The organism is Methylibium sp. T29-B, assembly GCF_000576225.1.
GTDB lineage: Bacteria > Pseudomonadota > Gammaproteobacteria > Burkholderiales > Burkholderiaceae_C > Methylibium > Methylibium petroleiphilum.
This window is the reverse complement of sequence record NZ_AZSN01000096.1, coordinates 1-14,506: the sequence shown is the minus strand read 5'-3', so window position 1 is coordinate 14,506 and position 14,506 is coordinate 1. Positions and strand designations below refer to the sequence as shown.

The following is a 14,506-nucleotide window of genomic DNA, read 5'->3' as shown; positions in this document are numbered from 1 at the left end:
TTTTCGGTCGGCGTCAACAGTGATCTCGGTCAGTTCGGCCGTCTGGTGCTGCTGTGATGGACGCGTTCAACACCTTTCCGCCATCGCCGGTGGTGGTGACGCTGTCCGGCGGCGCACTGGAACTGACGCCGATCCGGCTGGGCGAATTGCCACGGCTGTTGGCCGTGATGCGCCCGCTGGCGTCCGAGCTGAGCGCCGATCCCGACTGGCTGGCGCTGCTGGGCCAGCACGGTGATTCAATGCTTGATCTGCTGGCGATCACCACCCGGCGCGAGCGCGCGTGGATCAACGATCTGCCGCTGGACGACGCAGTGCAACTGGCCGCCGCCGTGTTCGAGGTCAACGCAGGTTTTTTCGTGGGCCGGGTGGTGCCGGGCATCCAGCGCTCGGCAGACAAGCTGGCCCCGCTGATCCGCAACCTTGGGACTGCGCCGTCGCCCGCCTGATCCGCGCCGGGCACCGGCTGGATGAGGTGATGGCCTACACGCTCACGCAGGCCCAAGCCTTTCTGGACGCCGACGGACAGATCGAGCGGCAGCAACTGGCCCAGCTGCTCGGCATTCATGCCGTGGCAGCACAGGGCGAGAAGCGTGGCATCGAACAACTGCAACGCGATCTGCTCAAGGACTAACCCATGCGTCTCTCGCTCACCACGACCGGTCTGCTGGACCCGCGCCAGCTGGCGGCGTGGGGTGCGGAGCGGCGTCGTGCCATCCACGCTGCCGTCGCCAAGGGCATGCAATCGGGCGGGCGTGAAGTGCGTGACGCCGCGCGATCCGAGATGCGCAGCGCCTTCACCGTCAAACGCAACAGCTTCATCTCCTCGATGGGCGTGAAGGTGTTCGACAAGAAGTCGGAGCAACTGCCCGCCTTGCTAGTGGGTAGCAAGATTCCGTGGCTCGGCCTGCACGAAAAAGGCGGCACGGTGAGCGGCAATTTGCTGATACCGCTGCTGCCCGGGCGCATCGGCCCCAAGCGCTTCAAGGCGGTCATCGACGGCCTGATGCGCACGGGCAATGCCTTCTTCATCGAGAAGAACGGTCGCGTGCTGCTGATGGCCGAGAACATCAAAGAGAACGCCGGGCAGCTCAACCGCTTCAAGCGTGCCGAGCGTGCCCGGACTGGCGCAAAACAGATTAAGCGCGGCCAGGAAATTCCCATCGCCGTGCTGGTCAAGCACGTCGATCTCAAACGACGACTGTATCTGGCGGGTGGCGTGCAACGCGCACTACCTGCCTTGGCGCGAGCGATTCAACAAGAACTGGACAAAGTCTGATGGCAAGCAATCGTGCCCAAATCCTGATCAGCGCCGTCGACCAGACCAAGACAGCCTTCGACTCGATCAAGCGGGGCTTGGGCGGCCTCACCGATACCGCCAAGAGCGTCAATGGCGTGCTGGCCAACCTTGGTGTGGCTGTGTCGGTTGCGGGTCTGACCGCGATGGTGAAATCGGCCATCGACACTGGCGACGCGCTGGACGAGATGTCGCAGCGTGTCGGTGTCAGTGTCGAAACCCTGTCGGTATGGAAACCGGCAGCCGAGCAGTCAGGCGTCTCCGGCGAGTCCTTCGAGAAGGGCCTGCGCAAGCTGTCCACCACGATGCTGGAAGCCGCGACCGGGTCGGAAGATGCCGCTCGCGGATTTTCTGCGGTGGGCGTCGAGTTCAAGAACCAGGACGGCACCCTGCGTGCCACCGATCAGGTGCTACTGGATCTGGCCGAGCGCTTCAAGGCCATGCCCGATGGCGCGGAGAAGACTGCGCTGGCCGTGCAACTGTTCGGCAAGTCAGGAGCGGAGCTGATCCCGTTTCTGAATCAGGGGCGCGACGGCATCAACGAGCTGGCTGCCGAGATGCAGGCGCTCGGCGTGCAGATGAGCAGTGAGACTGCAGCACAGGCAGGCAACTTCAACGATGCGATCGACAAGCTGAAACTGGCCACCCAGAGCATCGGCAACCAGATCATCGCCTCCTTGCTGCCCGCCCTGAACGACATGGCCGGTGGCATGGTCGAGTCGGCCAAGCAAGGCGGCACACTACGCATGATCCTGGATGGCGTGGTGCTGGTGCTCAAGACCCTGGCGCTCGGTGCCGCCACGGTTGGAAAGGCCTTCGTCGCCTTGGGCGAGGCCATTGGTGCCGGTGTCGCGGCGGCGGTCGAAGCGCTCAAGGGCAACACCGATGGGGCCAAGGCCATCATTGCCGACCTCAAAGGCAATCTGGTCAACCGGCTGGATGAGTTGGCGTCCTTTCGCGACAGCCTGTTCGACCCCAAGCCCATCGAGGTCAAGGCACCCAAGATCCAGGCCGATCCGGAACTGCTGCAGCGCCTGACCAGACCCAAATCGGGTGCGGCTGCGCAGGACACCACTGGCGCGCAGACCACGCTGATGAAAGCACAGCTGGACGCCGAGTTCACGCTGCTCAAGGACGGACTGGCGCGGCAGCAAACTGCGCTGGATGCAGCACTCGAAGACCGTCTGGTCTCTGTGCGCGACTACTACGCGCAGAAGACGGCCATCGAGCAACGCGAGGTCGATGCCGAGATTGCCCGAAAGCAGCAGGAGTTGGCGCGCAGTCAGCAAGTCGCCACCACGGGCAAGTCAGAAAACGACCGCCTGCGCGCCAAGGCTGAAGTGGCCAAAGCGGAAGCCGACCTCATTACGCTCAACAACCGGCGCACGGACATCGAGCAAGCCAACGCGCGCAAGGCGGCACAAGCCGAGCGTGAACTGGCCGACGCCTTGGCGCAAGCGCGCGAAGAACTGGCCCAGATCACCGGCGCGGCGACCGACACCGACCGCCAAGCGGCTATTGCCCGCAGCTACCGTGATCTACGGGCGCGACTGGCGGCGGAAAGCGATGCGGACGGGGTGTCGCTCGTTGACCGGCTGATCAACGTGAAGGCCGCGCAGGCCAACCTGGCGGCCCTGGAAGCCCAATGGCGGCTGGTCACCGAGCGTCTGCGCAATGCGCAGGAAGCCATCCAGACCCAGCAGCAGGCTGGATTGCTGACCGAGGCACAGGCTCGCCAGCAGATCGTGGCCCTGCAACAGCAATCGGCCACCGAGATGGAGCGCCTGTTGCCGACCATGCAGCAAGCCGCACAGGCCATCGGGCCGGATGCGGTGATTCGCGTGCAGGCGTGGCGCAATGAGCTGGATCGCACCAGGCTCACGGTCGATGAAATGGCTCCGCTGTGGAACCGCATCGGTGAGAGCTTCGGCGGTGCGCTCAACGGGATGATCACCGGCGCGCAGACCTGGCGCAGTGCCTTGGCCAGCATCTTTCAGCAGGTGGCCGATGCCTTCCTGCAGCAAATCGTGATCCAGCCGTTCCAGCAGTGGATCGCCATGCAGGCGCGGATGCTGGCCCTCAAGCTCGGTTTCATCCAGCAGGAGCAAACCGTCGATGCGGCGGCCAGCGCCGCCAAGGTCGCGCAAAAGACCACTGAAACCACTGCCGTGGTGTCGATGGATGCGGCCAAGGCGGGAGCCGGGGCAGCAGCGTCGCAGGCCTCGATTCCTATTGTCGGCCCGGGGCTGGCCATTGCCGCGATGGTGGCGATGGTCGCCGCTGTGATGGCGCTCTTGGGTGGCATCAAGAAGTTCGCGGGTGGCGGCTTGGTCTCCGGGGCGGGCAGCGCCACGTCGGACTCGATCCCGGCACGCCTGTCGGCAGGCGAATACGTCGTGCGGGCGGCCGCCGTGCGCCAGGTTGGCGTGGCCTTCCTCGACTCGCTCAACGGCTTGTCGGCAGGCCCACGTTTCAAGGGCGGCGAATTGGCCTTCGCAGCGGGCGGGCTTGTGCCGGAAGTGAAAGTGCCGCCCGCGCAGCCGCAGATGAATCAGGCGGTGCGCATCGTCAATGCGGTCGATCCGGGCGTGACGCACGACCACCTGCAGTCGCCTGCCGGGGAGAAAGTCATCGTCAACATCATCGGGCGCAATGCACGGGCCATCCGTGCGGCGCTGCAAGGGTAAATCTCATGGCACTTCTGTTTATCGACGGTTTCGATCACTACGACCCGCAGGCCGTGGACAGCTTTGGCGATCCGTGGCTGGCGCGCGGCAAGGCGGCGTATCTGTCGCCGCAGGCTACCCGCATCAATGGCCGTCGCCCGTCCTCCTATGCCCTGCGCTTGCCGGAAGGTTCCGGTGGCGGCTACGTCAAGAATCTCGACGCCACCAAGACCAGCCTGATCGTCGGTGCCGCCATCCGCGTGGTGCCGTTCGAAAACACCTACACCGAACCCTTGCTGCTCGGCGTGCGTGATGCCAACTCGCAGGTCGCGCATCTCGTGAAAATCGGCGAGGACGGTCGGCTCAAGCTCTACCGCTGGCAATACGGCTACGACCAGCTGATCTCGACCTCGGTGGCAAGTGCTCCCGCGCGCGGCTGGCACTACATCGAGCTGCAGGTCACGCAGGGCACCAGCAACGGCATTCTGTCGGTGCGCATCAACGGCATCCTGGCCATCCAGATGACGGCGCAGAACACCATCCAGGGCGGTGGCCAACTGCTTACGGCATTCGTGGGCGCGGTGCCCGGTCAGAGCTGTCCACTCACCATCGACGTCGACGACTTGTACATCGCCGACACCAGCGGCACGATCAACAACACCTTTCTGGGCGACGTGCGCGTCGATGCCTTGCAGGCGCAGGCCGATGGCAGCCTGAACCAGTGGACGGCCAGTCCGGTTGGTACCGCAGCCTGGGAGGCCGTGAGCGACGAGGACGAGGCCACGGCAATCAGTGCGTCCGCAGTGGGGCTGCGTCAGTCCTTCGATGTCGAGCCGCTGCCGGTCATGGCCACGCCCGCCATCTACGGCGTGCAACTGACCATGCTGGCGCGCAAGACCGATGCCGGTCTGGGCAAGGTCAAAGGCCTCGTGGTCAGTGGTGCGCAGAGCGCCGTCAGCACCGACATCGTCTTGCAGGAGCAACTGGCCTGGCAAAGCACGCTGTTTGAGCGCAACCCGAACGGCAACGTGCAGTGGACGGAGGCCGCTTTCAATGCCGCTGAGTTCGGCGTGGAGTCGGCATGACCGAGCGCGTCGTCGTTCAAGACCTCGCGGAGGTTTCCAGCAAGCCGACGCCGGGAAGCGAACTGCCCGCCTTCCAGAGTGAGGTGCTCTCGCGCGCCACCTTTGGGGCGAGCGCAGCCCGCTTCACGCCGGAAACGGCTGTGGCTCCGCTGCCTCCCAATCTGGCGGCCAGTCTGCTGGCGGAATCCTTGGCAGGCCCCTGGCCACCCATCGATGCACCGATCTTTCTGGTCGAAGTGCTGCGCCGAGACACGGCCTCGAGCGCCATCGTCGCCACCGGTATGGATGCCTTTGGCGACCAGCCTTGGCCGGATGCACAACGCGGCGTGTTTGCCTTCCGCCACGATTGGATGGAGCCCCTCGTCGAACGGCTGGAGTGGCAGACCAGCGTCACGCGGCTGGCCAGCGGCAACGAATCCCGGCAGGCAGGCCGCCGCATTCCTCGGCGCTGGCTCACCTACAAGGTGGGCAATGCTCGCCAGACCGATGCGCTGGTCGCCGACTGGCTGGCCGATCACCTGGGCCAGACCGCGTGGTGGCCGCTGCCACAGTTCGCCGTTCACCTCACCGAGGGCGCTGAGGAGGGCGCGCTGACACTTGCGGTATCGGAGGCTGACTGGCGGCGCTTTGGCCCACCGGCCGCTGAACTGCGGCTGACCTACGACGGCGTGCAGGGCTGGGACAGCGACGAGCGCTGGGTACTGATCATTGCGCCTGAGGCTGGCAAGTTGCCCAACTCAGCGATGTGGAAAGCGATCTGCTGTGGCTGGCCGAGCCTCTGGCCCGCAGGGCTGCCGTTGGTAGTAGCGTGATGCCGCTGGTGTGGGGCAAGGCCGTCGATCCAGCGGATCTCACCCAATGGGTGCCGGGGACAGTGGGCGGCAGCGTGACGGCGTCGATCACGCCCGCGCAGATGCCGGACACGGATGGCTCGGATGACCCGTGGCTGGACGAGATTCCAGTCTGGCCCGATGGCAACTGGCGTGACGATCCGACGGCCGTCGCGCAAGCGACGATCACCCGCCAGGATTTTTCGCCCGCAGATCCGTGGGTGCGCCGGGACGATCCGTGGGCGACCACGACTTTGCAGCGGCGCTATCTGGCCAGTTCACTCGATGAAATCGAAATCTGGCGGGCGCGGTTGTGGCGCACCCAAGGCCGCCTGGAAGCGTTCTGGCTGCCCGATGGCTTGGCCCCGATCCTGTGGGTGACCGCAGAGGCCGATCCCGAAGATGGCTTCCTGCGTGTGGATGGCAAAGACCTCTCTGCGCGAATTTCGGATTTTTGGCATCGTCCCGCCGCCTGCTTGATCGTGCATCCGGACGGCTATCAGCAATATGCCCTGACGGCGACCTGCCATCTGGATCAGGGTGGTGTGCTGGTGCTGCGCTCGGGCCTCGACGACTGGGTGCCCGAAGGCAGCCGCGTCATTCGGCTCGTGCGCTGCCGCCTCGACCACGACGCCATCGACTTGTATTGGCACAGCCCGACGCTGGTGGAGATCACCCTGACCGCGCGCCAGTTGCCCGAACCACGCGGCAATGACCGTCAAACCTACGAGGGAGAGTAAGCACGATGAGCCAGAACCCATTGCTGGAAGTCGAGCTTTACGCCTTCGCCAGCAACAGCGCGCAGTTCTATCTGACCCCGCACGAGTTCGACGTCGATCTCGACGGCACGCTGTACACCAGCCTGTCCATCGAGCGTAACGAACTGGCACTGGGTGCCGAAGCCGCAAAGTCGGCGCTGGAACTGAAGCTGCCACCCAATGGCGAGCTGGTTCGCCATCTACTGGCTACCGCGCTGACCGGCGAAACCACCTCGGTTACCTTGCGCCTCGGGCAACGAGATACCTGGGGCGACTACTGGTGGCTGTCGGGCACGCGCTGGATGGGCCGGGTGCTGGGGGTCGAAATCGACGCCGACGCCGCCCGCATCCGCTGCGAGTCCGCGCAAGTCAGTTTGAAGCGCATCGGCCTGCGCAAGCTCTACAGCCGCAAGTGCTCCCACGTTCTGTATTCCACTGCTTGCGGGGCGTCGCCGATTACAGCCAGCGCCTTCGTCCTGGAGGTGTATGGCCGCAGTGTCGAGCTCGATGGTGGTGTGCCGGGTGAGGTCAGCGGCGGCCTGGCCGGCGGCTGGCTGCAAACGCCGGAGGGTGCGCGCCACATGATCATCAGCGACTACGGCAGCGGCGTCGAACTGCTTTACCCAACAGCCCTTGAGCCCGGCACGGAAGTGTTGCTGACCGTCGGCTGCGATCACAGCACGACCACCTGTGCCGAGCGCTTCGGCAACCTCGACAACTACGGCGGCTTTCCTGCCATCCCGAGCAAGAACCCGTTTTCGACGGGCGTGTTCTGACCCTTCCGGAGAACTTCCATGTGGTACCTCGTCGTCATCGTGGTGGCGGCGCTGGTTTCGGTCGCGCTCGCCCCGAAACCACCCGAGCCCAAACCGGCATCGCTGTCCGACGTCGATGCCCCCACCGCAGAAGAAGGCCGCCCGATTCCCGTCGTCTTTGGCACCGTGCTGCTGCGCGGTGCAACGTGGTCTGGTACGGCGATCTCGCAGCCGATCCGATCCGCAAGAAAGGAGGCAAGAAATGAGCACGGATGTGACCGTCACCATCGACGATGTGCGCGCCGTGGGCCTGTGCGTGAACGGCACACGCGTCTGGTTCGCCCGTCACGACCTGGACTTCCGCGCCTTTCTGCGTGACGGCTGTGCTGCCGACACCTTGCTGGCTACCGGCGACGCGATGGCCTTGCGGGTGGTGGAGCACGCGCGCATCCGGCGGGAGCACGACTGATGGGCGGCAGCAGCAAGAAACAAACCGTCGGCTACCGCTACCGGATGGGATTGCACCTGGTGCTGTGCCAAGGGCCGGTCGATGCCGTGCAGGAGATCCAGATGGGCGACCGCACCGCGTGGGGTGATGCCGACCGTGGGCCGCTGTCCAGCGGACACGGCCTGACCACCCTCAGTATCAACAAGCCCACGCTGTTTGGTGGTGACGAGCGTGAAGGTGGCGTGGTCGGCAACATCGATGTATTGCCTGGTGACCCTGGACAGGGACGCAACGACTATCTGATGGCGCGCATCGGCAGCGCTATTCCGGCCTTCCGGGGCGTGCTGTCACTGGTGGCGCGGCAGATTCTGTTCGCCGCCAACAATCCCTACATCAAGCCGTGGGCAGTGCGCGTGCGCCGCTTCACGGCAGGCTGGCACGACTCTCCGTGGATGGAGTGGAACGCCGAAGTGCGGGCCTGGGATGACGATCAGGGCCGCGAGATCAGTGTCGGCATGAACCCGGCCCACATCCTGGTGCAATGCCTGACCGACCCGCACTGGGGCATGGGCTACCCGCAGGACAGCATCGGCTGGAGCTTCTGGAATGCAGCGTGGGCCCTGTCGGATGAAGGCTTTGGTCTGAATCTGATCTGGACACGCCAGCAGCCCATCGAGAGTTTCATCGGCCAGGTCATCGACCACATCGGCGGCATTCTCTATACCGATCCGGAGCAAGGCACGTTCGAGCTCAAGCTGCTGCGCGACGACTACTGGGTCGACAGTCTGCCGCAACTGGGGCCGGACGAGATCGTGCGGCTGGAACGCTTCGAGCGTGCTCAGTGGGGTGAGCTGCCCAACGAGCTGACCGTGGTCTACACCGACTGGCAAACCGGCGGTGACACCACCGTCACCGTGGAAAACCTCGCCGCGATCCAGTTGCAAGGCGGCGTGATAAATCAGCGCCGCGACTACCCGGGCGTCAACTACGGGCCGCTGGCCGCACGGCTGGCGCTGCGGGATCTGCGTGCCTTGGGGTCACCCCTGGCCCGGATGAGTCTGACCGTGGCACGCGACACGCTGGAACGCGCGCCGCTGCCCGGTGACGTGTTCCTGCTCAACTGGCCGCGCTTGGGCATCGACCAGATGGTGGTGCGCGTGACCGGCATCGATACCGGCACATTGGGGTCATCTGAGTGGCGCATCGAGGCGATGGAGGATGTGTTCGGGCTGGATAACGCGGTGCTCGCCCCGCCGCCGCCCATCATCGATGAGCCGACGCTGGAGCCGCTGCCGCCCGCGCAGATCGTGGCGGTGGAGATTCCGTACTGGGAACTGGCGCGCACCTTGTCGCGTGCTGAGCTGGATTACCTGACCGACACCGATGCCGCAGTCGGTGCATTGGTTGCTGCCGGTGGTGTGGGGCAACTGAACTGGCAGCTCGCCACCGGCGCGTCCGCAGACGAGATCGCCAGTGTGGCCAGCGAAGACTACGCGCCATTGTTCACGCTCGATGCGGCCTTGCCTGCCAGTGAGGCCGATGCCATCGGTGTGCCGGTGACCGCCATCAGCCAGCCGGAAAGGCTGACCGTGGGCGACTACGCCTATCTGGTCGATGGCAGCGGTGAAATCCGCGAAGCCGTCGCTGTCCTGGACTTCGATACCACTGCGGCCACGGTTGACCTTGCACGCGGCGTGCTCGACACCACACCTCATTCGCACACGGCGGGAACCCGCCTCATTGGGGTAGGTGAATGGCTGGCATCGGAAGGTGCGGAGCGCGCCCCGGGCGAGTCGGTGTTCGTGGGCGCGATTCCTCGCACGTCGACCGATCAGGGCGATCCTGTGCTGGCCGCCAATGGTCAGCCGCTGGTGCTGGCCGGTCGGCAGGCATTGCCGTATCCGCCTGGTCGCATCCGTCTCAATGGCCAGACCGAGCCTGCCGTGGTGACCGGTGATCTCACCATCGCGTGGGCCCACCGCGACCGCACGCAGCAGACCGCCTACCTCGTGCAGCAAGACGAAGGCGACATCGGGCCAGAACTGGGTGTGACCTACACGCTGCGTATCCGCAATCGCAACAACGTGCTGGTGCACACGGAAACGGGACTGCTTGGCACCACCTACGTCTGGACATCAGCCGTGGCCGCGCTGGATGCCGGTGCGCTGGGTGACCGCATCACGGTGGAGATCAGTGCCGAGCGCGATGGTTTGAGCAACTGGCAGCCGCAGGTGCGGGTCATGGATCGCGCGGGCTACGGCCTGCGCTGGGGACAGTATTGGGGAGGTGTGTGATGGAGCCGCGGATTGATGCTCATCTACTCACCCTGAACGAGCCTGTCGAATGGCGTGAGGCCTGCATCGCCAGTCTTGAAGGTGCGCCGATCCAGTTGCACGTTCTGCCCGGCATTCCAGGCCGTATCGGTGAGGCACGCGCAGAAGGCTATGCACAAGGCACCTTGCCGCTGGTGTCCTTTGTCGATCCCGACGATCTGTACGAAGCCAATGCCTTCACGCAGTTGGCTGATGCACTGGATGCCTGCCCGCGAGCCGTGATGGCCTACACCGACGAAGCACTGACCGACGAAAGCGGCCAGGACATCGCGGTGCGGCGTCTGGCCTACAGCCGTTGGCAGCACGCCAACAGCGCCAGCCACGTGCACGGCCTGATCGTGATGCGTCGATCCGTCGTCGAAGCCGTACTCAAGGAAACCACCGACCTCAACAACTTCGCCGACTGGCTGCTGACCCTGCTCGTAGCCAAGCGCGGCGGCGTGCTGTACCTGCCCATCGTTGGGCGGCATTGGCGACAACACCCGCAGCAAAGCCACCGAACCGGCGACCAGGAAGCCGTCAGGCGTATCCGGCAAGCCGCCCCCCTCTGGAGATAAGCATGTCATCGACCGACCCGAACCTTGGACTCAATTACGGCTGGACGCTCGGCGAGAGCGGCTGGGACACCGGCATGGATGCCAACCTCAAGCGCCTCGGCGCAGTGGTCGGCCTGTCCGTGAAAGACCGTGACCTGGCCACGCCACCGGTCAGCCCCGCGAACGGCGACCGCTACATCGTGCCTGCTGCCGCCACGGGCGCGTGGGCAGGCAAAACCAACCAGATCGCTGTGCGAATTGCCGATGCCTGGGAGTACCACGCGCCCAAGATCGGCTGGCTTTGCTACATCGAGGACGAGGCCAAGCTCTCGGCCTACAAGTCCACCGGCTGGAGCGCAGGCATCGCCATCTGAACTCACTTTTTCTGACCCATCAGCAACCCGCCTGCGAGGCGGGTTTTGCTTTTCTGGAGACCCGCAATGACTGAACCAGAACAACAACCGGCCACGCTCGTAGAAAACATGCTTCTGCTGCGCCGCGAGGACTTCGACGAACTGCTCGACCGTGCCGCTGAACGCGGAGCCGAGCGCTGCCTTGCCCATCTCGGGCTGGAGAACGGCAGTGCTGCGAAGGACATCCGCGAACTGCGCGATTTGCTGGAAGCGTGGCGCGATGCCCGCAGAACGGCGTGGCAGACCACCGTCAAGGTCGTGACCACCGGCATCCTGGCCGCGCTGCTGGTGGGGGCCGCCATCAAGTTGAAGCTGATGGGAGGCGTGCAATGACCGCCAAGCCGAAGATCTGCCTTTTGGACGACTGGCGGCGCGTAATGCGACAGGCCTGGAGCATCCGCTTCTCGCTACTGGCCACTGCTTTCACGGCGGCGGAAGTGGTGGTGCCGCTGTTGGGCGACGTGCTGCCGCGTGGCGCATTCGTGCTGCTGGCCTTCGCCGCCAGCATCGGCGCGACCGTGGCCCGCATCGTGGCACAGCCGGAGATGCACCGATGATCCGGCCGCCGCAAAGACGCACCGTTGCCGCGTTGACGCTGTCCGCTGCCGCGCTGGTCGGCATCGTGCTGCACGAGGGCTACACCGACCGCGCGGTGATTCCGGTCAAGGGAGATGTGCCGACCATCGGGTTCGGCACCACCACCGGGGTGAAGATCGGCGACACCACCACGCCGCCGAAGGCGCTGGCTCGAGCGCTCACCGATGTGCAGCAGTTTGAGGGTGCGCTCAAACAATGCGTAACCGTGCCGCTGGCCCAGCACGAGTACGACGCCCTGGTGAGCTTTTCCTACAACGTCGGCAGCCGCGCGTTCTGCCAGTCCACGCTGGTCAGGAAACTCAACGCCGAGGACTACGCGGGAGCCTGTGCCGAGCTGCTGCGCTGGCGCTTCTTCCAGGGAAAAGACTGCGCGCTGCCCACCAACGCGCGGCTATGTGGTGGGCTGGCTACACGGCGAGAAGCCGAATACCGGCAGTGCATCGGGGAGCGTCGTGACCCTGATTCCGTGGCCGTACCGGCTGCTGGCCCTCGCGGCGCTCGGCGTCGCCCTGGTTGGCTTTGGCTGGATCAAGGGTGCGAGCCACGTTCAAGCGCAATGGGACGCCGCCATCCAGCAACAAACCCTTCAAGCCGCCGCTGCCCGCGAGCGGCAGGCGCAAGCCACCGTCAAGGTTGTCACCCAGTACGTCGACCGCGTCCGCGTCATCCGCGAGAAGGGCGACACCATCTTCAAGGAGGTTCCCGTCTATGTGCCCGTTCAAGTCGATGCCGCTTGCACTATCAACCGTGGCTTTGTGCGCCTGCACGACGCTGCCGCCGCCGGTGAGTTGCCCGAACCCGCCCGAGATGCTGATGCGGCCGCCGCAGGCATTGCGCTCTCTGCCGTCGCCGGAACCGTCGCCGCCAACTACCAGATCTGCCACGAGAACGCCGAGCAACTGAGGGCGTTGCAGGCGTGGGTCAGCGAGATGGGGGCGGCAAAGCAAACCCCTTCACCCGCGCCGTGATCAGACGTCGATGGTCGTCGTTTTCCAGACTTCCTGCGCCAGCGTGATGAGCAGCCCATGGCGCTTTTCGATGGATGCGGCATTCCACGCAGGAAAAGCCGCCAGCTTGGTGTTGATCCGGGAAATCGATGTGTTCTGTCCGACGTCGGTCAGCGCCACCAGACTGCGGGTCAGGTAGTTGCCGCTCTTGCCATACTCGACCTGCTTGGCCGCGTAGAAGTCGTTCCCCGCGACGATGTTGATCGGCTTCTCCAGCAAAGTCAGATTGCCGAGGCGATTCTTGTAGTCGTCGTAGACCGCGTTCGGGTTCTCTGCCGCCCACGTCGCACGCAGTTCCGCCTTCGGGTTGTCGGGCAGGATGTGTTCGATTTCCAGCTTGGTGAAGGGCTCCAAGCTACCTGGTACCTTCAGCCCGTTGAACGACATCTCTACGTGCTGGGTCAGTCGCGCGAGCAAGTAGCGTGTGCGGTACTGCTGCATCGAATGCAGCGTGAAGCGCTTGAGGGCGTCGGCCAGCTCCTGCGACTTGCCCGCCATGTTCTTCTCGAAGCGGTCGGCGACGAATGCGTTGAGCTGAACCTTCTGCTTCACCGGATCGCTGGCCTCGGCGATTGCACGCAGCTCATCGGCCCATTGCGAGAAGCTGCGTTCCAGATCCTTGGTCGGCGTCTTGGTGAAGATGTAGTAGAAGAGGAAGCTCTCCAGCTGCGCCACGAAGTGATCGAACAGCGGTTTCGGAAAGTTCGCCGCCGCCAGCAGCAAGACGTAGTGCAAGCTGAATGCACCACCGGCCAGCCGCTTCAGGCTGTCCATCGCCAGACTAGGCTTGCCGTCATTGCCCAGCCCGTTGGCAAAGGCCAGGTAGTGCTCGACGTTGCGGATCACCTTGCGAACGAACTCGAAGGGCTTGCCCTCGTAATCGCACAGCGCCGCGTTGCCCTTGGCGATGAACCAGTCGTAGATCTCGTCCTCGCGCACCACCGCATCGCCGCGTTCGTTCTTGATGACGTAGTTGGCCATCAGGAAGTAGCGCAGGAAGCGCAGCGGCTTTTCCTTCTCCTTCTCCAGCGGCTTGGTGATCTTCTTCCACTCGTCCTTGAGCTGGGTGAACTGCGTTTGCTTGACCTGCGTGAACAGCAGGTTCTTGAGCAAGTCCATCGGGTTCAGGCCCACGCCGCGCTCGTTGATGGTCTCGAAAATCTTCAGCGCGCTGCTGACATCGGTGGAGATCTGGATGAACACCACGTTGTTGGCCAGATAGCCCCAATACTTCTTCAGCTTGGCCGTGTCGTCGTAGTTGTCCTTCAGGTAGCGATACAGCGTGCTGTAGGCATTGACCAGATTCTCCAGCGAGCCAAAGCTGGCGATGCCCGAAGCCTGGATGCCTGCGCGCACGGCCATCGGTTCGGCGTCCAGCTCCACGAGCTTGGCCATCACTTCGCCCGCGCTCTCGTAACGCGGCTCCAGCTTCAGGGTGGTGCACACCTCGCCGTCGCTGTCCACGTAGCTGGTCGAGATCAGCCCGGCAATCATCTGCCGCTGCGGTTCGCCCTGGAACAGATGCTTCAGGGCACACAGCAGCAGGAAGAAGGTGGTCAGGCGCTGCTGGCCGTCGATCACCTCGTAGTGGTTCTTCTGATCGGTCGGCGACACCAGCACGGTGCCGATGAAGTATTCCCGCGTGGTGCTCGCATCGATCTGCTCGCCGATGTCCTCCAGCAGCTGATGCACTTCCTTGTCCGTCCAGACGTACTCGCGCTGGTAGTCCGGGACGATGTAGAAGCACTCCCTGAAGCTTCCTCGATGTTGACGCCGACCGAAAA

The 14,506-nt window shown here is 64.4% G+C and carries 14 protein-coding genes and 2 pseudogenes; 15 read left to right on the top strand and 1 reads right to left on the bottom strand.

Annotation, left to right across the window (positions count from 1 at the left end; genetic code table 11):
• Positions 1-56 precede the first annotated feature (56 nt).
• The 15 genes and pseudogenes from Y694_RS14665 to Y694_RS14600 all read left to right on the top strand — a co-directional run bounded on the left by Y694_RS14665 (position 57) and on the right by Y694_RS14600 (position 12,683).
• Positions 57-446: a DUF6631 family protein gene (locus Y694_RS14665; protein ID WP_036233764.1), complete on the top strand. Its 390-nt coding sequence runs from the start codon at positions 57-59 to the stop codon at positions 444-446.
• Between the two features lie 29 nt (positions 447-475).
• Entirely contained in the window at positions 476-631 is a 156-nt protein-coding gene (locus Y694_RS24890) for a hypothetical protein (protein WP_009521710.1), read from the top strand.
• A gap of 3 nt (positions 632-634) precedes the next feature.
• A complete protein-coding gene (locus tag Y694_RS14660; protein ID WP_036233762.1) occupies positions 635-1,276 on the top strand; it encodes a DUF6441 family protein in 642 nt (213 codons plus the stop codon).
• Positions 1,276-3,981: a tail protein gene (locus Y694_RS14655; RefSeq protein WP_036233760.1), complete on the top strand. Its 2,706-nt coding sequence runs from the start codon at positions 1,276-1,278 to the stop codon at positions 3,979-3,981. The genes Y694_RS14660 and Y694_RS14655 overlap by 1 nt, the downstream gene beginning before the upstream one ends.
• 5 nt (positions 3,982-3,986) lie before the next feature.
• On the top strand, positions 3,987-5,045 hold the full coding sequence (locus Y694_RS14650; protein ID WP_036233757.1) for a hypothetical protein: 1,059 nt from the start codon (positions 3,987-3,989) through the stop codon (positions 5,043-5,045).
• A pseudogene (locus Y694_RS14645) lies at positions 5,042-6,615 on the top strand (hypothetical protein). The gene Y694_RS14650 and the pseudogene Y694_RS14645 overlap by 4 nt, the downstream one beginning before the upstream one ends.
• Positions 6,616-6,620: 5 nt before the next feature.
• On the top strand, positions 6,621-7,409 hold the full coding sequence (locus tag Y694_RS14640) for a DUF2163 domain-containing protein (RefSeq protein WP_036233754.1): 789 nt from the start codon (positions 6,621-6,623) through the stop codon (positions 7,407-7,409).
• A gap of 241 nt (positions 7,410-7,650) precedes the next feature.
• Positions 7,651-7,857, top strand: a complete 207-nt coding sequence (locus Y694_RS14635) for a hypothetical protein (RefSeq protein WP_036233752.1) — start codon at positions 7,651-7,653, stop codon at positions 7,855-7,857.
• Entirely contained in the window at positions 7,857-10,130 is a 2,274-nt protein-coding gene (locus Y694_RS14630; protein ID WP_036233750.1) for a phage tail protein, read from the top strand. Before Y694_RS14635 ends, Y694_RS14630 begins: the two co-directional genes overlap by 1 nt.
• Positions 10,130-10,726, top strand: coding sequence for a hypothetical protein (locus Y694_RS14625; RefSeq protein ID WP_036233748.1), 597 nt, complete (start codon positions 10,130-10,132; stop codon positions 10,724-10,726). Before Y694_RS14630 ends, Y694_RS14625 begins: the two co-directional genes overlap by 1 nt.
• Before the next feature lie 2 nt (positions 10,727-10,728).
• Positions 10,729-11,079, top strand: coding sequence for a DUF2793 domain-containing protein (locus Y694_RS14620; RefSeq protein WP_036233746.1), 351 nt, complete (start codon positions 10,729-10,731; stop codon positions 11,077-11,079).
• A gap of 66 nt (positions 11,080-11,145) precedes the next feature.
• Entirely contained in the window at positions 11,146-11,451 is a 306-nt protein-coding gene (locus Y694_RS14615; RefSeq protein WP_036233744.1) for a DUF6127 family protein, read from the top strand.
• Positions 11,448-11,675 carry a hypothetical protein gene (locus tag Y694_RS14610; protein WP_036233743.1) on the top strand — a complete coding sequence of 76 codons (228 nt, stop codon included), beginning with the start codon at positions 11,448-11,450 and terminating at the stop codon, positions 11,673-11,675. The genes Y694_RS14615 and Y694_RS14610 overlap by 4 nt, the downstream gene beginning before the upstream one ends.
• A pseudogene (locus Y694_RS27235) lies at positions 11,672-12,163 on the top strand (lysozyme); the annotation flags it as partial. The gene Y694_RS14610 and the pseudogene Y694_RS27235, both read left to right, overlap by 4 nt.
• 4 nt (positions 12,164-12,167) lie before the next feature.
• On the top strand, positions 12,168-12,683 hold the full coding sequence (locus Y694_RS14600; protein WP_036233741.1) for a hypothetical protein: 516 nt from the start codon (positions 12,168-12,170) through the stop codon (positions 12,681-12,683).
• Here the strand turns inward: Y694_RS14600 and Y694_RS14595 are convergent, their stop codons facing one another.
• Positions 12,684-14,459, bottom strand: coding sequence for a DUF262 domain-containing protein (locus tag Y694_RS14595; protein ID WP_081782251.1), 1,776 nt, complete (start codon positions 14,457-14,459; stop codon positions 12,684-12,686).
• Positions 14,460-14,506 lie beyond the last annotated feature (47 nt).